Consider the following 19,388-nt stretch of genomic DNA (forward strand, 5'->3'; position numbering starts at 1 on the left):
CCCGATCCGTCTCCACCACTCCCACCGGGCACACGGCGGCCGTGGCGGAGGCGGTTCAGGTGGTCCCGCAGGCTCACCGGATCGGCCGAGCGGGGTGAGGTCGAAGGCCGCGGCTGAACCCGTAACCCGCGTGATCCGAGCCGTAACTCGCGTGATCCGGGCCGTTCCGGCTTCAGTCACGCGAGTTCCGGCTTCAGTCACGCGAGTTCCGGCTTCCGTCACGCGAGTTCCGGCTTCCGTCACGCGAGTTCCGGCTTCCGTCACGGCGGCCGAGCAGGAGCCGGGTCATGATGGAGCTGTGCGGATCACGGCTTGGTGGGGCGGGCTCAGCCCGCGGCGGCGGTTGATGCTGAGCAGTGTCGCCGTCGGCGTGGTGGCGGTGGTCGTCATCGCCTTGATCGCCGGCTCCGGGGCCAAGGCCGCGCCCCAGGCCGGGACGCCGGACCAGGACAAGCCCGGTCCCGTCCTGCTCGTCCCCGGCTACGGAGGCGGCCGGGGCGCGCTCGAAACCCTCGCCGAGCGGATCCGGCAGGCCACCGGCCGCCCGGCCGAAGTCCTCACGCTGGCCGGCGACGGCACCGGTGACCTCGTCGAACAGGCCGCCGTCCTCGCCGAAGCCGTCGAGAAGGCCTACGAACAGGGCGCGCCTTCGGTCGACGTCGTCGGGTACTCCGCCGGCGGTGTCGTCGCGCGGCTGTGGGTCGGCCGGGAAGGCGGCGCGCACCAGGCCCGCCGGGTCGTGACGCTCGGCGCGCCGATGCACGGCACCGGCCTGGCCACGGCGGGTGGCGCGCTCGTCCCGGGCGGCTGTCCCGCCGCCTGCGTGCAGCTCGCGCCGGGCAGCAGCCTCCTGCAGGAGCTGGCCAAGCAGCCGCTGCCGCCGGGCCTGCCGTGGCTGTCGCTCTGGACGGAGAACGACGAGACCGTGACCCCGCCCGACACCGCCCGGCTCGACGGCGCCGTCAACGTCTCGCTGCAGGAGGTCTGCCCCGGCAACGCGGCAGGCCACGGCGACCTGCCCACCGATCCCGCCGTCACCGAGATCGTCCTGCAGGCCCTCGGCACCACGCCGCTCGAGGCACCCGCCGAATGCCTCAGCTCGTGACGTCCTTCGTCGCGAAGTTCGCCCACGCGGCCCCGAAGAACACGACGATGTAGCCTGCCTGCAGCAGCAGGCCGTGGTCGATGTTGCGCCACAGCACCGGATCGCGGAAGAAGTCGATCCACGACAGCCAGTAGTGCGTCGGCAGGTAGGGCTTCACGGACGCGGCCGCGTCCAGCGTCTCCAGCACCGAGCTCGTGATGAGCACGGCCAGCCCGCCCAGCGCGGCCCCGAGCGCCGAGTCGGACACCGTCGAAAGGAACACGGTGATCGCCGCGAACCCGAGCATCGACACGACGATGTAGCTCACCGCGCCCAGCAGCCGCAGGCCCAGCGCGGACGAGCTGAGCGACTGCCCCGACAGCGACGTCACGCCGGTCGGCTGCCCGCCCGGGCCGGCGACGCCCGGGTTGCCGCCGGTGCCGAACAGGATCACGCCGAGCACCAGCGACGTCAACACGACGATGACGATCGCCGCGGTGACGTACACGGCCAGCGCGACCATCTTGGCGCCCAGCAACCGCGTCCGGCCGACCGGCCGCACCAGCAGGTAGCGCAGGGTGCCGGTGGCCGCTTCGCCGGCGATCGCGTCGCCCGCCGTGACGGCGACCGCGATCGGCAGGAACAGCGGCAGCACCAGCGCGAGCGCGGCCGCCGGGAACAGCGCGCCGTCGTTCACCACCGCGGAGAGGAACGCCCCGCCCTGCCCCGGCGGCGGCGCGAAGTCCGCCGTCGCCAGGAAGACGCCGACGATCGCGGGCAGCAGGCACAGCAGCAGCACGCTGAACCACACCCGCGGCCGCAGCACGAGCTTCCGCAGCTCGACGCCGATCACCGCGTCGCCCCGAACCGGTCCGAACCCGGGCCGGTCAGTTCGAGGACGACCTGTTCCAGGGTCCGCTGTTCGGCGTGGATCGACGTCACGCGCACCCCTGCCTCGACGAGCATCGCGTTCAGGGCCGCCGGATCGGCGTGCCGGATGACCAGGCGCTCGCCGTCGCGGGCTTCGAGCTGCCCGTCGAGCACCGCGGCCGCCTCGGCGGGGTCCGGCGTGCCGACCAGGATCCGGCCGGTGGCCGCCCGCAGCGTGGCCAGGTCCTCTTCCAGCACGAGCCGGCCGCGGTCGACGACGCCGACGCGCGTGCACAGCTGTTCCACTTCGGCCAGCAGGTGGCTCGACAGGAACACCGTGGTGCCGCCCGCGTTCAGCGCGACCAGCAGCTCGCGGATCTCCTTGATGCCCTGCGGGTCGAGCCCGTTGGTCGGCTCGTCGAGGATCAGCAGCCGGGGTTTCCGCAGCAGCGCGCCGGCGAGCCCGAGCCGTTGCCGCATGCCGAGCGAGTACGCCTTCACCGGCCGCTGGTCGACCCCGCCCAGCCCGACCTGTTCGAGGGCTTCGTCGATGCGACGCCGCCGGGTGCGCCGTCCTCCGCCGCGGCCTGCGGCGTCGAGCAGCGCCAGGTTCCGGCGTCCGGACAGGTGCGGGTACGCGGCCGGGCCCTCGACGAGCGCGCCGACCTCCGGCAGTACCTCGGCGACCCGCTTCGGCACCGGTTTGCCGAGCACCTCGATCTCCCCGGCGGTCGCGTAGACCAGGCCGAGCAGCATCCGGACCAGGGTGGTCTTGCCCGAGCCGTTGGGGCCGAGGAAGCCGTAGCGGTCACCTTCGCGGACCTCGAGGCCGACCCCGTCGACGGCCACCGTGCGGCCGTAGCGCTTGGTCAACGCGTGCGTGACGATCACGGGCCGCTCCGGCGCAGCCGGGACAGCTCGTCGGCCACGGACTTCAGCACCTCCGGGGTCACCGTCCCGGCCAGCAGGTAGGAGCGCCGGGACACCGACGACCGCACGATGGCCAGTGACAACGGCGTGATCGACAGCTGCACGACGCTCCCCGCGGCCAGCTTGACCTGCACGGCACCGGCCTTCCCGGCCGCCTCGCCCGCCGCGTTGGCCACGGTCCGCGGCACGGCGATGACGGCGAAGGCGGCCAGCCCGCGGCCGTAGAGCGCGGCGCCCTGCACGCCCCCGAAGTTCGACGACAGCACGGGCCGCCCGCCGAGCTGCGAGGGCAGCGTGACCTGGCTGAACGCGCCGAGCGTGTCGGTGACGTCCGGGGCACTCGCCACGGTGAACCCGGACCCGAGCACCGGTCGCGGCGCCTCGACGACCGGCATCGTCTGCTCGAGCTGCCGGAACTCGGTGACGAGGATCGGCGCCTCCTGTCCCCGCGCGGTCACCTCGACCCGTACCGCGACCCCGGTGCCGGCGTCCGCCCAGACGTCGACGCGCCCGACGGTCGTGTCCGGATCGGCGGGGACGAGCCGCAGCCCGGACGCGGCGACCCCGGCGACGTTCCGCCCCGGCAGCGAGCTCACCGGATCGCCCTGCGCGGCACGCAGGATCCGCCGCGCGAGCTCGGGCGGCAGCAGGTCACCGGCCCGCGGCAGCCGGACACCCGGCTCGCCGATCAGCGAGGTCAGCGTGTTGTCGCCGTAGTCCCAGGTGTATTCGCCATCGGGCAGCCGGTAGACGTCGTGCTCACCGGCGGTGCCGAGGATGTCGACGCGGTACCGGTCGGGCCCGGCGTACCAGGCACGCATCGGCGTCCGCATCGAGAAGAGCGCGGTGACGGCGGCGAGGTTCGGCAGTTCGGGCAGGGCGAGCGACCCGGCACTCTCGGCGTACCCCTGGTACGGCTTCCCGGCGGAGTCCAGCACGAGGGCCCGCAGCCGCTCCGGATCGACGGCCGCACCACCCGGAGCAACGGCGGCGACAACCGAAGGAGCGGAGACAAGCACCCCGGCCACGGCGGCGACGACCGCCCACCGGCGCCCCTTCCCGTGCCGCAACACCATCAGGCATCACCTCTTCGTCCTTTGTACGCCATGGCCCCGGGTCCCCAGCTAGAGTCGAAGGGTGACGAATCCCGTTCATGCTGCCGTCCTGAGCTAGTTCCCGCTCCGGTCCTTCGCACACCCCGCACCTCTCGCGGGTTCTTCGACGTGCCCGCAGCAAGAACGGAAACCCCATCCAGTGGCTCACCTCGTCATGCCCGGCGAACCCCCTCGCCGGCTCTTCACCCCACCGTCCCGCCTCGCAACCGCGGCGGACGACAGCCTCTCCGCCGACGCAGCCCTGGCCATGATGCAAGAGGGCACCGCCCTGCTCTGGCACGGCGACTACCCGTCGGCCCGCCGCCTCCTGACCGCGGTGAACCGCCGAATCCCCCAGCCCCCACCGAACGACTACCACCGCCACCGCACGAACCAGTCCCACCGCGCACGCCTGTTGTCCCTGCTGTACGTACCCCTGGATCCCGGCCACGTGATCCCGCTGCACCGGGCACCGGACGTCTCGGCAGCCTGCCTCGCGGTGTACGGGCCCCTGGATGTCCCGGCAGCGGTGCCATTGCGGGAGCTGCTCGGCGCGCTGGGAGCGGCGGAGTGGCGGCGAAGTGGCGTCGCGATACGGGCACTCGGAGCACGGATCCACCCGCACTACGGCGTGTTCGCCCCGATCCGCCAGGAGTACGTCGACCTGGTGGCGAAGGCACCATTGCCGAGCACGGAGCAGGCATTCGACATCGGAACGGGAACGGGCGTACTCGCAGCGGTCCTGGCCCATCGCGGCGTTCGCCGAGTGGTGGCAACGGACACGTCGGCGCGGGCGGTCGAGTGCGCGGTCTCGAACCTGGCGAGGCTGGGTTTCGCCGACCGCGTCCAGGTGGTGGAGGCGGACCTCTTCCCCCGCGGCCGGGCCCCGCTGCTGGTGGCCAACCCACCATGGCTCCCAGGCCGCCCCCGCGGACCACTGGACCACGCGGTGTACGACCCGGGCAGCCGAATGTTGAGGGGCTTCCTGGATCGGGCGAGGAGGCACCTGACGCAGGACGGAGAGGCATGGCTGGTGTTGTCGGACCTGGCGGAGCACCTGGGACTGCGCACGCGCGAGGAGCTATTGGGCTGGATAGCGGCGGCGGGGTTGCGGGTGGCGGGCAGCACGGAGGCAGCGGCACGGCATCCGAAGGCGCTCGACCCGAGTGACCCGCTGCATCGCGCAAGGACAAAGGAAGTGACAACCCTCTGGCGACTCAGGGTGTAGCGAAACCCACGGCGCAGACCGGCCAGCAAAACCGGCAGCCGACAGCGCAAGCCAACCACCGAAGCGAACGAAACCGGCGGCCGGCAACGCAAGCCGGCCAACGACGTCACCAGACCTCCCCCGCCCCTCATCCCAGCCGCACTTAAGTCGACGACCGGGTTTGTCAAGGCACGCTTTCCCGCCTTGACAAACCCGGGCGGCGACTGACAATCCGAGAGGAGGGGCGGGGGAGGTCGGACCCGCAGCCGCGGCAGACGTCCCGGCAAAAGACAAAAGAATGTCCTCGCCGGACGGGCAGGCTCCGGGATGACCAAGCCCCGCTGCCACCTCACGTTGGCGAGGTGGGCCGCTAGGTGGTCATCCCGTCGCCTGAACGAGGCCATTTCACGGCCTCAGGCGACGGGATGACCACCCTGCTCCTTCTTTTGGTCCAGTGCCGCTACCGCCTCCACCGCTTCCCTTGTCTCCCTTACGTTGTGTGCTCTGAATACTGCTGCTCCCGCTTTTGCCGCGATTGCCGTGGCTGCCAGGGTTCCCGCCAGGCGGTCTTGGGGCTCCACGTCCAGTGTTTCGCCGATCAGGTCCTTGTTCGACAGGGCCACCAGTACCGGCCAGCCGGTCTCCGTCAGCCGGTCGAAGTGCCTGAGGAGCTCCAGGCCGTGGCGGGTGCTCTTGCCGAAGTCGAACGTCGGGTCCACCAGTATCCCGCCGCGCGGTACCCCGGCCGCCACCGTGCGTGACGCCGCCTCCGTCAGCTCCGCTGTCACCTCTGCCACCACGTCGTCGTAGCGTGGCCAGAACGGGCGCTCGGGGGTGGGGGCCGGGTACGGGTCCGTGCGGACCGGCATGCCGCCTACGTGGGAACACACGTAGCCCGCGCCGAACTCCGCGGCCACCTCCACCAGCTTCGGGTCGGCGCCCGCCCACGTGTCGTTCAACAGATCCGCGCCCGCTTCGCAGACCTGGCGGCCGACCTCGTGGCGCCACGTGTCGACGCTGATCACCAGGTCCGGGTGGCGGTGACGCACCTCGGCCACGAACGGCACCACCCGGCGGCTCTCCTCGTCGACGTCGACTTCGGGGCCTTCGCCCGCCTTCACCCCGCCGATGTCGACGATGTCGGCGCCCGCGGCGACCGCGCGGTCCACCGCCTCGAGCGCCGCGGTGTCGGCGAAGGTCGCGCCCTTGTCGTAGAACGAGTCGGGGGTGCGGTTGACGATGGCCATGACCAGGGCGCGGTCGCCGGGCATGCGACGGCCCCGGAAGACCATCTCCGGCCGGTGTGACGTCATGGCACCAACCCTGCCAGGTCACGGCTGGGTCCGAAACGCCGCGTCCGGGGTCCGCGCCGGTTATCCTCGGGCGCGCAAACCGATCAGGGGGGACGAAATGAGCGAGGAACCGGCCCGCAGCGACGCCGAGGCGATGATCGCCGAGGCCAAGAAGGCCCTGTGGGTCATGGTCGGCCTGCTGGCCGTGCTGTGGCTGGTGCAGCTCGTCAACGCCCCGACCGGCTACGACCTCAGCCGCGAGTACGGCATCGAAGCGCGCGACCCGACGTCGCTGCCGGAAATCCTCAGCTCCCCGTTCCTGCACTTCAGCTGGGGCCACATCGAAGGCAACTCGGGACCGCTGTTCATCTTCGGCTTCCTCGCCGCCTACCGCGGGGTGAAGAAGTGGCTCGGCGTGAGCCTGCTGATCATCGTCGCCAGCGGGCTCGGCGTGTGGTTCATTTCGCCGTCGCACTCGGTCACCGTCGGTGCCAGCGGCCTGGTCTTCGGCTACTTCGGGTACATCATCGTGCGCGGCCTCTTCGACCGGCACCTGATCGACATCGTGATCGGGCTGGTGATGGCGCTGTGCTTCGCCTACACGTTCACGTCGCTGCTGCCGTCCGAGGAAGGCGTCAGCTGGCAGGGCCACCTGTTCGGCTTCGTCGGCGGCATCATCGGCGGCTGGCTGTTCCGCGACCGGCGGCCCAAGGCGGTCGCCGCCCCCGACCCGGCGACCACCCTGCTGCCCAGGAACCTCAGCTAGGCGGCTCGAACTCCGCCTCGACGTCGATCCGGACGTACCGGCCGATCACCGCGCGCGGCACCCGCATGCCGAGCGGCGCCCGGTCCAGCGTTCCGGTCGCCCGCACCCGGGTGCCGGTGACCGGCTCGACGGTCAGTGTCAGCGGGCACGACGTCCCGCGCAGCCGCAGCTCGCCGGTCACCTCCCAGCCGTTGTCCTGCCGCCGGACGCTCCCGGACACGAACGTCAGGTCCGGGTGGGCCGCGCTGTCCAGCAGGTTCGGCTTGCGCAGGTCGACGTCGCGCCGCTCGTTCCGCGTGTCGAGCGCGCCGAGGTCCAGCTCCGCGCGGACGGCGGTCACCACGCCGTCGCGCACCTGGACCGTGCCGGTGCGGACCGGGATCGTGCCGTGCACCCGGTTGACGCCGAAGTTGCGGACCTCGAAGGCCGCCGTCGTCCGTCCACTGCGGACGGTCCAGGTGCCGGCGCGCAGCGCGGGCGCGGTGTGCGGGCTCATCGCGCACCCGCCGGGGCCGGCAGGGCCGCGTGGAGCACGCGGTGCAGGTCGACCCGGTCCGGGCCGGGCAGCAGCGCGGGGTCCTCGCCGGCCAGCAGCTCGGTGGCCATGATCGCCTCCTGGACGGCTTCGATCGTCGCCGTCGACGCGCCGAACCCCACGACGGCCAGTGACCGGTCTTCGGCGATGAGCGTGTAGCTCGCGCCGACGCCCTCGACGTCCCGCACGGCGGGCCAGATGCGCTCGCGGCCCGCCCGCAGCTCGGCGGCCGACTGCTCGGCGCCGCGCGGCCCGTCGAACCAGGTGAGCTGGGCGTAGGTGGCCGCGTCCGACGCCCAGTGCGCGTCGGTGACCCGGTAGCTGCCGGTGTCGAGCCAGGTGGTCCCGGCCGGCCGCCGGGCCGCGGCCGCGTCGGCGGACGCGGCGTCGGGCCAGAAGGTGACGACGGCGCCGGCCGGGCCGCCGAGCTGGGTGAGCGTCGCGGCACCGAGGGCGCCGTCGCCGAGGTCGCAGGCCCCCAGCGGACTCCGGAACTGGTGGATGGTGGCGTACATCGGGTGCTCCTTTTCGCTGGTCAGTGCGTTGGGAACCACTCTCGCCGCCGGCCGCGGCCCGGACATCAGTGCCAGTACGGAGGGCGACGCGGAAACCGGACACGGAGGGGATACTGCTCGGGTGACGCGCAGCGAACCGTTCGTCGGGCGGGCCGGTGCCGCGGCCGACCTGCGCGGGTGGCTCGCGGCGGCGGACGGCGGCACCGGCGCGCTGGTGCTCGTCGGCGGCCCGGCGGGGATCGGCAAGACCCGCCTGGTCGAGACGGTCACCGGGCCGGCCGCCGTCTGGGGCCGGTGCGTCGACAACCCGGGTGCCCCGCCGCTGTGGCCGTGGCGGCGGGTGCTGCGGGCGCTGCCCGCGGTGGGCGCCGAGATCGACCAGGCCCTCGCCGACCTCGACGACGCCGCCGACCTCGTGGCCGCGCGGTTCCGGTTCGTGGCGACGGCCGCGGACGCCCTCGTCGCGGCCGCCGAGCCGGCCGGGCTCGTCGTGGTCCTCGAGGACGTCCACTGGGCCGACGAGGCGTCCCTGCGGCTGCTGGGGCACCTGGCCGGGGAGATCCGCCGGTCGCGGCTCGCCGTGGTCGCGACCTACCGGGACACCGGACCGTACCCCGACGCCGTGGGCGACCTGCTGGGCAGGCCGGGCACCGAAAGCCTCCGCCTGGAGCCGCTGACCGAGCCCGACGTCCGCGCCTACCTCGCCGAAGCCGGCCGATCGGGGGTCGACGCCGTCGACGCGCTGCGGCGCTCGGGCGGGAACCCGCTCTACCTCAAGGCGGTGGCCCGGTCCTCGGCGACCGGCGGCGGCGAGGCAGAGCTTCGGCACCTCGTCCGCACCACCGTCGCCGGGCTGGAGGCCGGGACGCGGGAGCTGCTGGCGATCGCGTCGGTCCTCGGCGAGGAAGTCGACGCGCACGTCGTCGCCGAAGTGGCCGCGCAGCCGGCCGACGACGTCGTCGCGGCGCTCGACCGCGCGGTGCGGGCCGGGGTCCTGCGGCCCGCCGTCGCCGGCTCGCGGCGGTTCGCCCACGCCGTCGTCCGCGACGGGATCTACGCCGACCTCGACCAGGGCGTCCGCGAGGAACTGCACGCACGGGCGGCGGCCGCGCTGGAGCACCGGGCCGAGCCGGGCGTGGTGGCCGGGCACTGGCTGCGGTCGGCGGCGACCCCGGACGCCCTCGCCAGGGCCGCGGACTGGGCCGAAGCGGCGGCGCAGGACGCCACCCGCTCGCTCGCCTTCACCGAAGCCGCGCGCTTCCTGGACCTCGCGCTCGGCTGCCGCCGCCGGGCCGGCACCCGCGACGGGCTCGCCGCGCTGCTCGTCGACCTCGCAACCGCGGAGTACCGGGCGGGCCGGTTCGCGCGCAGCCTCGGGCACGCGCGCGAGGCCGTGGAGCTGACGTCCGACCCGGCGCTCGTCGCCGCCGCGGCGCTCGTCGTCCGGGACACCTCGGCACCCGACCTGCTGCCCGCGATGGCCGAGCTCACGGCGTCCGCGCTGGCCGCGACCGGGCCGGCCGCGGACCCGGCCGTGCGCGCGAAGCTCCTCTCGCAGTCGGCCGCGGTGACCGCCGACTACGGGCGGGCGACCGAAGCCGTCGCGACCGCCGACGAAGCACTGGCGCTGGCCGAGCGGTCCGGCGACCAGGAGGCGCTGCTCGACGCCGTCCGCGCCCGGATGAAGATCCGCCCGTTCGAGCTGCCGCTGACCGAGCGGCTGCGGCTCGGCGCGCTGGCGGTGGCGCTGGGCGGCACGGGACGGCCGCTCGTGGCGCTGTGGGGGCACAAGTGGCGGGTGGACGCGGCGTTCGAGGTCGGCACCGTCGCCGTCGTCGACACCGAGGTGTCCGCGATCGCCGCGCTGGCCGCGACCACCCGGCTGCCGCTCGTCCGCTGGCACGAGCTGCGGCTGCGGGCCTCGGTCGCGGCCTACCGCGGCGCGTTCGCCGAGGCACGCACCCACAACCGGCTGGCCCTCGAGCTCGCCGAGGCGGAGCTGGCCGAGGACCGGTCCGCGATCGGGATGTCCTTCGCCTTCGCCCAGCAACTGGCCGAAGTCGTCGGCGATCCGGCCGAGCTGCCCGACGGCTACGACGAGCTGCTGGCGATCGCGCCGCCGCTGCCCATCACGGTCGTCTCCCGGCCGCTCTGCGCGCTGATCGCGGGCCGGCTCGACGAGGCACGGGCCGGGTACGACGCGCTGCGTCCCCGCCTGCGCGACCCCGACTTCATCGGGCAGGCGCCGGGGATCGGGCCGCACCTCCTGCCGCTGCTGGAGGCGTTCGAGGACGTCGAAACGGCGGAGTGGCTGGCCTCGCGGTTCGCCGGTGCGTCACCGGTCGGGTCGGGCGGGGCGGGCACGTTCTGCAGCGACTGCTCCAGCAGCTGGGCCGGCCGGCTGGCCGCGCTCCTCGGGCGGCACGCGGAGGCCGTGGCGCACTTCGAGGAGGCGATCGCGTGGGACACGCGGCTCGGCGCCCGGCCGTACGTGGTGCACAACCGCGTCCGGCTGGCCGGCGCGCTGGCCGCCGCCGGGGAGCCGGCCCGCGCGGAAACCCCGGCCCGCCAGGCGGCCGACGAAGCCCGGCGGCTCGGCATGCCCGGCTGGCTGCGGCAGGCCACCGCGCTGCTCGACCGGGTGCGGACCGAGGCCGACCCGCTGACCGGCCGCGAACGGGAGATCGTGGCGCTGGTGGCCGGCGCGCTGAGCAACCGCCAGATCGCCCACCGGCTCGTGCTGTCCGAGCGCACGGTGGAAAGCCACGTCCGGAGCGTCCTGGCCAAGCTGGGGCTGGCGAACCGGACCGAGGTGGCGGCCTGGGCGCACCGCCGCGGCCTCACTGTGTCAACCGGGGCTCCGCCCCGGGCCGGGGGCTCCGCCACCCGGAACCCCCGGTGAGCGGACCGAACGCGAACACCGCCTCGGTGAACTGGTCCGGGTCGAAGTCCATGGCCTGGTGGGCCTGGCCGCGCATCGGCACGACGTCCGCGCCGGGAATCCGTTCCGCGACCGCGTGGGCCGCGAGCCGGAGGTAGGCCGGGCTCTCGGTGCCGGCGAACAGGCGGACCGGGATCGCGATCTCGCCGAGCCACTCGTCGAACACCACGCCCTCGACGACGTCGAGCTCGCGCGGGATCGTGGGCGCCGCGGCCACCCGGGCGCGCCAGACCGGCGTGCCCCGCATCGCTTCGACGTCCGCCGGTGGGAGCCGGAGCGCTTCCTGAAGGAAGATTTCGAGGATCTTCTCCGGGTCTTCCGCGGCCCGCATGCGGTTTCGCGCGTCCGGGCCGACCACGGACCCACCCGGCTCCGGCCGTGGCGGCTCGTACGCCACCAGCCTGCGGACCGCTTTCGTGAGCCGGACGGCTTCCAGCGCGCACAAGGCGCCGTAGGAGTGGGCGACGAGGTAGACGTCTCCGCCCGCGGCTTCGGCGACGGCGGCGATGTCCTCGCCTTCGCGCCGGATGTCGTAGGCCGGCGCTTCGGCGCGGCTGAGGCCCCGGCCGCGGCGGTCGACGACGTGCAGGCGGTAGCGCCGGGCCAGCCGGTCCTGCACGGCGGCCCAGCGCGTGTGGTCCGCGCCGGTGCCGTGGACGAGGACCATCGGCGGGCCGTCGCCGAGGGTCTCGAAGCCGATGACCGTCCCGTCGGGCGAGGTGACCGATGCCGTCATGGTCCCGAGGCTAGCCGCCTTGCTCCGAGCTGACCTCGGCTCGCGCCGAAGCCCGCGCGTTCGGGCAGTCTGTGTGGCGCTGTGCCTGCGCTATGAGGTCGCTGTGCATCGGGCCGCGCACGCTGCGGACGTGGCGCCGCTGTGGTGATCTGGACCGGTGGCGATCACGTTTCCCCGCACCGCGCTGGCGGCCGCGGCGGCGTTGCTGGTCCTGGGGGCCGGGCTGGTCCTCGGCGCCGGCACGACCACCGACGACGCCTACGCCGCGGGCGCGCCGGCGCCGGTCACCACCACCCCGGCCACCTCGGTCGCTCCGCCCAGGTCCGCCGCTTCCGCGGTCGGGGCCCTGTTCGCGAACGGGAGCCACTTCTGCTCGGCCAGCGTCGTGCACTCGGGCGCCGGCGATCTCGTCCTGACCGCCGCGCACTGCGTCCGCGACGGCATGTCCTTCGCCCCGGGCTACCACGACGGCGTCGCGCCGTTCGGGATGTGGACGGTGACCTCGGTGGCCGTCGCCGGCGGCTGGACGGCCTCGGCGGACCCGGACCTCGATTTCGCGTTCCTGACCGTCCGGCAGGCCGGAAACCCGGCTTCGCTGGAAAGCCGCACCGGCGCGAACGTGCTCGGCACGAATCGCGGTTTCGAGCACCGGATCACCCTCACGGGCTACCCCGACACGACCGATTCCCCGGTGGTCTGCGACGGGAACACCACCCAGGCGGACACCTATCAACTGCGCGTGGCGTGCCCCGGTTTTCCGGACGGAACCAGCGGCGGGCCGTGGGTGACCGGCGGCGAAGTCATCGGCGTCATCGGCGGTTACCAGCTCGGCGGCGACAGCCCGGACGTTTCCTACAGCGCGTATTTCGACGACGACATCGCCCGGTTGTACGCGTCGGTCACCGGCTGAAACGCGAAACCGGGCCCGTGTCCCGGGAGGACACGAGCCCGGTTCACTTTTTAGCTCAGCAGGACACGATGAGCCCGGTGAGCGCCGAGCACGTCTTCGACGCGCTGTCGTTGGCGGGGTTGGGATCCGCGGGCGAGCTCGCCGTCCGGGCCGCCGTCGTGGTGTACGAACCGAGTGCGAGCAGGCCGCCGTTCACCGAGAACTTCGGCGTCGCCGAAGCGCCGCTGGCCAGCGAAGCGACGTCACAGTTCACGGTGCGGGTGGTGCCGACGCGGACGCAGCCGTTGCCGCTGGCGAACGACAGGCCGGCCGGATACGTGGCCACGACCCGGATTCCGGTCGCCGCGGACGGGCCGTTGTTCGTCACCGTGAGCGTGTAGTCGATGCGCGCGTTCAGCCCGCCGTGCCCGGTGGCGCCCAGCGCGACCTTGATGTCGGCGTTGGTCACCGGGTTGCCGATCGTGATGACCGGGCCGTCGAAGGTCTCGAACGAGTAGTTGTCACCGACGAACTGGTGCTGCAGCGTGAACGACCCGGGTGCCGCGGTGTCCTTGACGCGCAGGGTCCACACCGTGGTCTTCGTGCCGCCGGCCTCGAGGTCGCCGAACGCGGCACGGTAACTGCTGCCGGCCTGGAAGCAGCCGACCGCCGTCGTGTTGGTGCAGGAAACGACGTCGACGACGTCGGTGATCGCGGTCGGCGTGCCGTAAATGGCGCCCTTCGCGAAAGTCACCGTGAAATCGCGGTCGTTGTGAATGGTTTGCGTGACGGTGAATGTCTGCCCCGGAAGTACCGTGGTGGGACTGACTTCGACGGAACTGGTGGGGGTGTCCGCCTGCGCGGCGGGGGCGATTGCGATGAACGCCGTGGCCAGTGCGGCCACCGAGGACAGGATCGTGGTCCGTCGCCAGCTTCTTTGCATAGTCGTCATCTCGCTGTTCCGGTCCGGGGAATGCCGCTCTGACAGATGGTGCATTGGGGTCTTTTTGGACAGCCGACGCTGATCAGTCGTCGCACTCCCGGAATTCGTTACCGCCATCCGGACGCGTTGCGGCACGGCCGTCAGGAGGGACGCCAGCGGCCGTTCATCTCACCCGGGCGGGGCGGCGGGCCCGGCAAATCGGGGCCTTTCGCCGACAAACCCTCGATGAGCAGGGCGAGGTACCGGTTGCGCAGCTCGAGCGTGCGGTCCGGGTCGCCGTCGACGCGGATGGCGGCGCAGCACTCGAGGATCATGCCGATGTCCTCGGGGACGGCGTCCGGGCGCAGCCGCCCGGTTTCGTGCGCGCGCTCGACCAGCTTCTTCGTGAGCTCGCCCGCGCGGCGCGCGTCCTGGCCCATCTCGGGGGTGGGGGTGAACGTGCCGGCGAGGTGGACGGTCAGCGAGTGCACGTCGTGCTCGACGACCCGGGCGAGGAACCCGGTGAGCGCCGCCCAGCCGTCCGGCTCCTCCGCGGCGACCTCGGCTTCGCCGATGTAGAGCAGGAGCCCGTCGTGGCAGATGTGGCGGAGCAGGATCTCCTTGCTCGGGTACCGGCGGTAGAGCGCGCTGATGCCGACGCCGGCGCGCTCGGCCACCTGCGAGATCGGCGCCTTCGGATCGCCGAGGAAGACGTGGCGGGCGGCGTCGAGGATGAGGATGTTGTTGCGGGCGGCCTGGCCGCGGCGGCCGGGCAGGGCGGCTGTCTCACTCATGCGCCGAGATTACCACTGGAACGGATCGTTCCGGTCTGCTACAGTTCGGAACGAAGCATTCCGTTCCACCCTCTCGAGGAGTTCACCATGACGGTCCCCGCCCTCCGCCCGTTCCGCGCCGAGATCCCCCAGTCCGCCCTGGACGACCTGCAGAACCGCCTGCGCGGCGCGCTGTGGCCGGACGACCTGCCCGCCGAGTACGGCGTCACGAACGAGCGGGTCCGCGGGCTGGCCGAGTACTGGCTGGAGAAGTTCGACTGGCGGGCGTTCGAGGCGCGGCTCAACGCGTACCCGCAGTTCGTCACCGAGATCGACGGCGAGAACATCCACTTCCTGCACGTCCGCTCGTCGCGGCCGGACGCGACGCCGCTGGTGCTGACCCACGGCTGGCCCGGCTCGATCGTCGAGTACCTCGACGTGATCGGCCCGCTGACCGAGCCGGCATCGGCCGACGAGCCGGCGTTCCACCTGGTCATCCCGTCCCTGCCGGGCTTCGGCTTCTCGGGCCCGACCCGCTCGGCGGGCTGGGGCACGCACCGCACGGCGGCGGCGTGGACCGAGCTGATGAGCCGGCTGGGCTACGAGAAGTACGGCGCGGTGGGCAACGACGGCGGATCGATGGTCTCGCCGGAGATCGGCAGGCTCGTGCCGGAGAAGGTCGTCGGGGTGCACGTCACGCAGCTGTTCTCGTTCCCGTCCGGCGACCCGGCCGAGATGGCGGACCTGAGCGAAGCCGACCAGGCCGCGCTCGCGCACCTGCAGTGGTTCTACGAGAACATGTTCTCCTTCAACACGCTGCACAGCCAGCAGCCGCACACGCTGGCGTTCGCGCTGGCGGACTCGCCGCTGGGGCTGCTGGCGTGGAACGCCCAGCTGTTCGGCGAGCACCTCGACCCGGAGTTCGTGCTGGCGAACGTGGCGCTGTACTGGCTGACCCGCACGGCAGGCTCGTCGATCCGCTTCTACTACGAAAACGAGCACGCGAAGGCCCAGCCCGAAGGCCCGACGACGGTCCCGACGGCCCTGGCCATGTTCGCGGGCGACTTCCAGTCGATCCGCCGTTTCGCCGAGCGCGACCACGCGAACATCGTCAGCTGGAACACCTACGACGTGACGGCGAGTTCGGGCGGCCCCCGCGACGCGGCGGGCCACTACGCGGCCCACGAGGCCACGGAGGTCCTGGTGGCCGACATCCGCGGGTTCTTCGCCGGCCTGACGCAGCAGCAGAGCTGGCCGGTGCTCGCCGCCTCCCACCAGGCCCTGCGGGCGGCCGTCGCGGGAGTGACGGACTGGACGGCCCCGACACCGTGCGCGGAGTGGAACGTCACCCAGGTCCTCCAGCACGCAGCAGGCGACCAGCTCGGCTACGCGGCGGCGATCACCGGAACGGGCGGCCCGGACTTCAACCCGTTCGCCCCCTCGGGTTCCCTGCCGGGCGCCCCGTCGGAGTTCCTGGAGCCCACGCTGGCCGCGGCATCGGCGGCGTTCGCCACGGTGGCACCGAACGCACCCGCCGTCCCGACGCCGTTGCCCCAGGGAGCCCTCCCGGCGGAGGTGGCAGCAGGAGCGGCAGCCCTGGACGCGGCGGTCCACGCCTGGGACATCGCAGTGGCCACGGGCCAGCAATCCCCCCTGACCCCCGAGCTGGCCGGCCAGCTCCTCCCGGTAGCACACCAGCTGGCCGAGCCCCTGCGCGGCTTCGCCTACGCCCCGGCCCTGGAGGACACCCCCGAGGACGACGCGGTGGCCACGCTGCTCCGCTACCTGGGCCGCAATCCACTGTGGACCGCCTGAAGCGAGGAGGCGGAAGTGCCTCCGCCCCAGGCGGGAGGCCGGAAGTGCCTCCGCCCCAGGCGGGAGGCCGGAAGTGCCTCCGCCCCAGGCGGGAGGCCGGAAGTGCCTCCGCCCCAGGCGGGAGGCCGGAAGTGCCTCCGCCCCAGGCGGAGTGCGGGAGTGCCTCCGCCCCAGGCGGAGTGCGGGAGTGCCTCCGCCCCAGGCGGAGTGCGGGAGTGCCTCCGCCCCAGGCGGAGTGCGGGAGTGCCTCCGCCCCAGGCGGAGTGCGGGAGTGCCGGGGGCCGCGTCGCGGCCCCCGGCACTCCCGCGCGTCCCTCGCAACCTCCAGCGCCTCAGCACCCCTCGGTACCTCAGCACCCGTCGGCACGCCCAGCACCTCAGCACCCGTCGGCACCCCCAGCGCCTCAGCACCTCAGCACCCCTCCGCAACCCCCAACACCTCGGCCCCCAGCAGTTCAGCACCCCCTCGGCAACCCCCAGTACCTCGGCACCCCGCACCACCCCGGCGGCCGCACCCGCCGGGGTGGACCCATCCGTCTCGGCCCACCACCCGGGGTGGCCCATCCGTCCCGGCCCACCACCCGGCTCCCGCCCACCTCCGGCGGCCCACTCCAGTCCCGCCGAGCCTTGCTGCACCCGACTCCCGACCCCCGGCGCCCAGCTCCCGACCCCACACGGCACTCGGCACCCGCCGGATCCATCCGACTTCGCTGCCCCAGCCCTGCCCCCTGCCCCGCCCCGGCCCGGCCCCTTGCCCCGACTTCAGCGCCCGGCTTCCAGCTCCCGCACAACAACCCGACACCCGACCACCCCCGCCCCACCCGACCACGCCACGCCCCCGGCTCCCGCATAGCAACCCCGCACCCCTCCGACACCCGACCGCCCCGCCGTCGTGCACGTGGCCGATGAGGCAACCAGCCGAGCGGCGTCCTACGTCCTGATCGGCACGGGCCTGCTCGCCGCGGGCGCCGTGCTGGCTTGCCTGCCCGAGTCGACCCAGTACTACCGGCAGGCCGCCCTGTGGCGATTCCGCCGGAAGAACTGATCGAGTCCGGAACAGAGACGCGAAGCCCCCCGGAGCCGCCGCACCGTCCCTGCCGCGAGTCCCGGCACACGGCCACCGATCACCCGCCCGCGACCTGCGGTCCTGACTGTCCGCACAGGCCGAGGAACCCACATTCGGCGCCTCCCGCCAACCCCGGACCCTCGGTACGGTGACCGCATGATGCGGAAGGCGGTTGCCATGCGGCGCGAGGAAATCGTGCGGGCCGCTCTCGCCCAGATCCGCCTCCGGGGCATCGCCGGCGTGCGGGCCGCCGATGTCGCCCACTCACTCGATGTCAGCACCGCGCTGATCTTCTACCACTTCGGGACCCTCGAAACGCTCGTCATCGAAGCCTTCCGGCAGGCCGCCGAACACGAACTGGCCAAGCTGAACGACGCGCTCGGCAAAAGCGGGCCCGCCGACAAACGACTTCGCGCCGTCCTCGGCCTGTACGGGCCCAGCAAGCACGACAACTGGCAGCTCTGGATCGAAGCCGGCGCCGCGGCCATGCGCGACTCCGCCCTGCGGGCCGTGCTGCAACGCCTCGACCTGCGGTGGCGGGACGCCGTTGTCGCGCTGATCGCGGAGGGTGTCGGGGCCGGGACCTTCCGGTGCCCCGATCCGCACGGCGCCGCCTGGCGGCTGACCGCCCTGCTCGACGGGCTCGCCGTCCAGGTCGTCGCGCGGCAGGGCACCGTCACCACCGGGGACTGCGCGCGGTGGGTCGAGCAGGCGATGGCGTACGAGCTCGGATGTTGACCGGGGGATCAGGAGGGGCGATGACCGAAACAGCCTTGCTCGAGGTGGCGTGGACCGATCCCGTCACCGGGTGCCGCGGGTACCTGGTGATCGACCGGCTCGTGCGCGGCGTGGCCAGCGGGGGCCTGCGCATGCGCCGCGGCTGCTCGCTGTTCGAGGTCCGCGGCCTGGCCCGCGGCATGACGCTCAAGGAAGGCCTCAACTACGACCCCGACGGCCGCTACATCCCGCTCGGCGGTGCCAAGGGCGGCATCGACTTCGACCCCTACGACGAGCGCGCCCGCGACGTCGTCGCCCGCTACCTGCACGCCATGCGGCCGCTGATCGAGCAGTACTGGACCATGGGCGAGGACCTGGGCCTGCGGCAGGACGTCATCGACGGCGTCATCGCCGAAATCGGCCTGCTCAGCCCCGTCCAGGCCATCTACCCGCTGCTCGAAGACCGCGAAGAGGCCACGGCCCGGCTGGCGGACGCGCTCCGGATGGAGGTCGGCGGCCTCGGGCTCGACGAGCTGGTCGGCGGCCTCGGCGTCGCGCAGGCCACGCTCACCGGGCTCGAAATGCTCGGCCTGGAGAACCAGCCGAACCGGGTCGTGCTCCAGGGCTTCGGCGCGATGGGCGGCGCCACCGCGCGCTTCCTCGCCGACGCCGGGTTGCGCGTCGTCGGCGTCTCGGACGTCCGCGGGGTCGTCGCGAACCCGGACGGGCTCGACGTCGAAAACCTGCTCCGGCACCGCGACCGCTTCGGCGGCATCGACCGCGACAACCTCAAGCCCGGCGACGAGCTCCTCCCGCCGGAAGCGTGGCTGGACGTGCCGTGCGAAGTCCTCGTCCCGGCCGCGATCTCCTACTGCGTCGACGCCGACAACCAGGCCAAGATCGGCGCCCAGCTGATCGTCGAGGCCGCGAACCTGCCGGTCACCCCGGACGCCGAAGAACTCCTCGACGCCCGCGGCATCCGCGTGATCCCGGACTTCGTCGCCAACTCGGCGACCAACTCGTGGTGGTGGTGGACGCTGTTCGGCGACGTCGGCGCGGACGCCGAGGAGGCCTTCGGCAAGGTCCGCGCCCGGATGCGCGCCCTGGTGACCAGCATGTTCGAGGTCGCCACCCTGGACGGGCTGAGCCTGCGCGCCGCCGCGCTGCAGCTGTCGGAGAAGAACCTCGAAGCCATCCAGGCCCGCTTCGGGTGAAGAGGGGAACGAATCCGGCGCC

General features: G+C 73.1%; 18 protein-coding genes. 9 read left to right on the forward strand and 9 right to left on the reverse strand.

From position 1 onward, the window contains the following. The first annotated feature begins 298 nt into the window (after positions 1–298). The gene (locus BLW76_RS01860; RefSeq protein WP_244170016.1) at positions 299–1,105 is read left to right on the forward strand and encodes a lipase family alpha/beta hydrolase; all 807 of its coding nucleotides are present in this window, start codon (positions 299–301) and stop codon (positions 1,103–1,105) included. Here BLW76_RS01860 and BLW76_RS01865 read toward each other — a convergent pair. The 3 genes from BLW76_RS01865 to BLW76_RS01875 are packed head-to-tail and all read right to left on the reverse strand — an operon-like array spanning position 1,095 to position 3,960. Continuing rightward, complete coding sequence (locus BLW76_RS01865) at positions 1,095–1,937, reverse strand: ABC transporter permease (protein ID WP_091304122.1); 843 nt, start codon at positions 1,935–1,937, stop codon at positions 1,095–1,097. The two genes, BLW76_RS01860 and BLW76_RS01865, sit on opposite strands and share 11 nt — an antisense overlap. Further along, positions 1,934–2,845 carry an ABC transporter ATP-binding protein gene (locus BLW76_RS01870; protein WP_091304123.1) on the reverse strand — a complete coding sequence of 304 codons (912 nt, stop codon included), beginning with the start codon at positions 2,843–2,845 and terminating at the stop codon, positions 1,934–1,936. The genes BLW76_RS01865 and BLW76_RS01870 overlap by 4 nt, the downstream gene beginning before the upstream one ends. Beyond that, a complete protein-coding gene (locus tag BLW76_RS01875; protein WP_091304124.1) occupies positions 2,842–3,960 on the reverse strand; it encodes a hypothetical protein in 1,119 nt (372 codons plus the stop codon). Before BLW76_RS01875 ends, BLW76_RS01870 begins: the two co-directional genes overlap by 4 nt. A gap of 286 nt (positions 3,961–4,246) precedes the next feature. Between BLW76_RS01875 and BLW76_RS01880 the strand changes: the two genes are divergently transcribed. Further along, positions 4,247–5,206: a methyltransferase gene (locus BLW76_RS01880; protein WP_341866462.1), complete on the forward strand. Its 960-nt coding sequence runs from the start codon at positions 4,247–4,249 to the stop codon at positions 5,204–5,206. A gap of 392 nt (positions 5,207–5,598) precedes the next feature. Here BLW76_RS01880 and folP read toward each other — a convergent pair whose 3' ends face one another. Next, positions 5,599–6,498 carry a dihydropteroate synthase gene (folP, locus tag BLW76_RS01885; protein ID WP_091304125.1) on the reverse strand — a complete coding sequence of 300 codons (900 nt, stop codon included), beginning with the start codon at positions 6,496–6,498 and terminating at the stop codon, positions 5,599–5,601. Between the two features lie 97 nt (positions 6,499–6,595). On the opposite strand from folP, the gene BLW76_RS01890 reads away from it, so the two are divergent. Beyond that, the gene (locus BLW76_RS01890) at positions 6,596–7,243 is read left to right on the forward strand and encodes a rhomboid family intramembrane serine protease (RefSeq protein ID WP_091304126.1); all 648 of its coding nucleotides are present in this window, start codon (positions 6,596–6,598) and stop codon (positions 7,241–7,243) included. On the opposite strand, the gene BLW76_RS01895 is transcribed toward BLW76_RS01890, so the two are convergent. Then, positions 7,236–7,739 carry a YceI family protein gene (locus BLW76_RS01895; RefSeq protein ID WP_091304127.1) on the reverse strand — a complete coding sequence of 168 codons (504 nt, stop codon included), beginning with the start codon at positions 7,737–7,739 and terminating at the stop codon, positions 7,236–7,238. The genes BLW76_RS01890 and BLW76_RS01895 overlap by 8 nt on opposite strands. Then, on the reverse strand, positions 7,736–8,293 hold the full coding sequence (locus BLW76_RS01900) for a hypothetical protein (RefSeq protein WP_091304128.1): 558 nt from the start codon (positions 8,291–8,293) through the stop codon (positions 7,736–7,738). The genes BLW76_RS01895 and BLW76_RS01900 overlap by 4 nt, the downstream gene beginning before the upstream one ends. 121 nt (positions 8,294–8,414) lie before the next feature. On the opposite strand from BLW76_RS01900, the gene BLW76_RS01905 reads away from it, so the two are divergent. Then, entirely contained in the window at positions 8,415–11,195 is a 2,781-nt protein-coding gene (locus BLW76_RS01905) for an ATP-binding protein (RefSeq protein ID WP_091304129.1), read from the forward strand. Here the strand turns inward: BLW76_RS01905 and BLW76_RS01910 are convergent. After that, on the reverse strand, positions 11,134–11,970 hold the full coding sequence (locus tag BLW76_RS01910; RefSeq protein WP_091304130.1) for an alpha/beta fold hydrolase: 837 nt from the start codon (positions 11,968–11,970) through the stop codon (positions 11,134–11,136). The two genes, BLW76_RS01905 and BLW76_RS01910, sit on opposite strands and share 62 nt — an antisense overlap. A gap of 157 nt (positions 11,971–12,127) precedes the next feature. Between BLW76_RS01910 and BLW76_RS01915 the strand changes: the two genes are divergently transcribed. After that, entirely contained in the window at positions 12,128–12,880 is a 753-nt protein-coding gene (locus tag BLW76_RS01915; protein WP_091304131.1) for a trypsin-like serine peptidase, read from the forward strand. Positions 12,881–12,935: 55 nt separating this feature from the next. Here BLW76_RS01915 and BLW76_RS01920 read toward each other — a convergent pair whose 3' ends face one another. Both BLW76_RS01920 and BLW76_RS01925 read right to left on the reverse strand, forming a co-directional pair. Next, on the reverse strand, positions 12,936–13,763 hold the full coding sequence (locus BLW76_RS01920) for a DUF11 domain-containing protein (RefSeq protein WP_091304132.1): 828 nt from the start codon (positions 13,761–13,763) through the stop codon (positions 12,936–12,938). Between the two features lie 179 nt (positions 13,764–13,942). Further along, positions 13,943–14,575, reverse strand: a complete 633-nt coding sequence (locus BLW76_RS01925; RefSeq protein WP_091304133.1) for a TetR/AcrR family transcriptional regulator — start codon at positions 14,573–14,575, stop codon at positions 13,943–13,945. Between the two features lie 87 nt (positions 14,576–14,662). Between BLW76_RS01925 and BLW76_RS01930 the strand changes: the two genes are divergently transcribed. The 4 genes from BLW76_RS01930 (at position 14,663) to BLW76_RS01940 (ending at position 19,366) form a co-directional block, all read left to right on the forward strand. After that, the gene (locus tag BLW76_RS01930; RefSeq protein WP_091304134.1) at positions 14,663–16,369 is read left to right on the forward strand and encodes a TIGR03086 family metal-binding protein; all 1,707 of its coding nucleotides are present in this window, start codon (positions 14,663–14,665) and stop codon (positions 16,367–16,369) included. Between the two features lie 898 nt (positions 16,370–17,267). Continuing rightward, positions 17,268–17,414: a hypothetical protein gene (locus tag BLW76_RS48280; protein WP_167384432.1), complete on the forward strand. Its 147-nt coding sequence runs from the start codon at positions 17,268–17,270 to the stop codon at positions 17,412–17,414. A gap of 177 nt (positions 17,415–17,591) precedes the next feature. Beyond that, positions 17,592–18,173, forward strand: a complete 582-nt coding sequence (locus BLW76_RS01935; protein ID WP_091304135.1) for a TetR/AcrR family transcriptional regulator — start codon at positions 17,592–17,594, stop codon at positions 18,171–18,173. Positions 18,174–18,193: 20 nt separating this feature from the next. Then, a complete protein-coding gene (locus tag BLW76_RS01940) occupies positions 18,194–19,366 on the forward strand; it encodes a Glu/Leu/Phe/Val dehydrogenase dimerization domain-containing protein (protein ID WP_091304136.1) in 1,173 nt (390 codons plus the stop codon). Positions 19,367–19,388: the final 22 nt, after the last annotated feature.

The sequence above is a fragment of the Amycolatopsis tolypomycina genome, from assembly GCF_900105945.1.
GTDB classification, from domain to species: domain Bacteria; phylum Actinomycetota; class Actinomycetes; order Mycobacteriales; family Pseudonocardiaceae; genus Amycolatopsis; species Amycolatopsis tolypomycina.

Excerpts from the sequence above, each read along its gene's own strand:
- BLW76_RS01875 (WP_091304124.1), bottom strand. The coding sequence starts at position 3,960 with ATGGTGTTGCGGCACGGGAAGGGGCGCCGGTGGGCGGTCGTCGCCGCC.
- BLW76_RS01880 (WP_341866462.1), top strand. The coding sequence starts at position 4,247 with ATGATGCAAGAGGGCACCGCCCTGCTCTGGCACGGCGACTACCCGTCG.
- folP (WP_091304125.1), bottom strand. The coding sequence starts at position 6,498 with ATGACGTCACACCGGCCGGAGATGGTCTTCCGGGGCCGTCGCATGCCC.
- BLW76_RS01890 (WP_091304126.1), top strand. The coding sequence starts at position 6,596 with ATGAGCGAGGAACCGGCCCGCAGCGACGCCGAGGCGATGATCGCCGAG.
- BLW76_RS01895 (WP_091304127.1), bottom strand. The coding sequence starts at position 7,739 with ATGAGCCCGCACACCGCGCCCGCGCTGCGCGCCGGCACCTGGACCGTC.
- BLW76_RS01900 (WP_091304128.1), bottom strand. The coding sequence starts at position 8,293 with ATGTACGCCACCATCCACCAGTTCCGGAGTCCGCTGGGGGCCTGCGAC.
- BLW76_RS01910 (WP_091304130.1), bottom strand. The coding sequence starts at position 11,970 with ATGACGGCATCGGTCACCTCGCCCGACGGGACGGTCATCGGCTTCGAG.
- BLW76_RS01925 (WP_091304133.1), bottom strand. The coding sequence starts at position 14,575 with ATGAGTGAGACAGCCGCCCTGCCCGGCCGCCGCGGCCAGGCCGCCCGC.
- BLW76_RS01930 (WP_091304134.1), top strand. The coding sequence starts at position 14,663 with ATGACGGTCCCCGCCCTCCGCCCGTTCCGCGCCGAGATCCCCCAGTCC.
- BLW76_RS01935 (WP_091304135.1), top strand. The coding sequence starts at position 17,592 with ATGATGCGGAAGGCGGTTGCCATGCGGCGCGAGGAAATCGTGCGGGCC.
- BLW76_RS01940 (WP_091304136.1), top strand. The coding sequence starts at position 18,194 with ATGACCGAAACAGCCTTGCTCGAGGTGGCGTGGACCGATCCCGTCACC.